1 protein-coding gene is annotated in these 1,238 nt (G+C 36.8%); it reads right to left on the bottom strand.

What is annotated here, in order from left to right; all coding sequences use genetic code 11:
• Nucleotides 1-67: 67 nt before the first annotated feature.
• The coding region (locus AC1DUW_RS29560) for a family 14 glycosylhydrolase (protein WP_477644270.1) at nucleotides 68-1,238 on the bottom strand (1,171 nt) is incomplete at its 5' end.

Here is a 1,238-nt window from a genome sequence, read left to right as displayed (position 1 = left end):
CCTCTAAACAGTAGCTTTGCCTACCTATCATTAGTACTCATTTTCTTATAACTCCTTATATTTTTATCTACCATGAAGTTTTGTAGTTTCCTTTACCATTCAAAGGAGTTTTATAGCTATTATTTTCACCATCTTGCCATATAGTATTTCCATTTTCATCTTTTATGAGAAACTTGAATTCATAGAATCGATCTGCGGCTAAATGAAATGTTCCACTCCAGGTGCCTTCTGGATTTTGGGTTAGCTTATATTCGTAATCTGCAGGATTCCACCTGCCGATTTCTCCTCTATCACCAATCAAGTAAACACCCTGATTGGGTGTAACAGGTACATTTTCAACTGTGAATGTAACTGGAATAGACTTACCTTCTAATTTATCTGCCATCATCCTAAACTCATTTGTTGGATTTCCTTCATCATCGAATAAATATGACATTCTAAGCAAGGTAAAGCCGTCAAAATCGTAGTTGAAAACCATTTCTGCAATATTATCGAAACCCCATTCATTATTGATAAGAGGAAGTGCATTTTCACCGTTTAAGGAAATTCCTTTCTCTTTAGCTAAAGTAGCGATTTGAGTCACTAACGTTTTGGGAGCGCTATAGAATGGTGCAGTATGGGCGTCGTAATCTCCCATTTCTAAACAAGTAAACGTGAGGGCCAAATTAGATTTTTTAAACTGATCAAGTAGTTGAGAGTAGTTATAGTAACCAGCGCTATACTCTGCTGAATGCGGCATAACTGGATCATTCATTTTCCAATGGACACCTGAGATTTTAGCCCCAATTGGTACATTAAAAACTTTATCAAAATGTTTATGGGCAAATTTCGAAATTTTTGAAAGATGATTTTCAAGAGCTCCTTGATACCACTCCATAAAGTCGTTTCCAAATTGTGTGTCACTTGCTCCACCACTAGTAAAAAATTCATCCCCATTACCTGGCGGTTGAATCTCATTCCATTTTTTATACTCAGTTCCCCAAGCAGCATTGAGTTTTTTAATAGTTGAATATTTTTCTTTCATGGTAAGCCTGAAATTCCGTTTCGCACCTTCAGTATAAACTTGAAGCTGTCCCCTCTCAGGATAGTTCCAACCGTCTGCATTTTGATAGGAGGGATATCTTAATTCCCCAGCTGGACCTGCACTTAGATAGATTTTGACAATTAGATCCTTTTTATCAGCAAAGTTTGTTGCAAAGGATTTGTACAATTCGTTGTATTGATCAGCTGTCCCATCA

It is taken from the genome of Peribacillus sp. P4_C12, from assembly GCF_056402095.1.
Note: the sequence above shows the minus strand (reverse complement) of the source record. Positions and strands in the feature narration are given on the sequence as shown.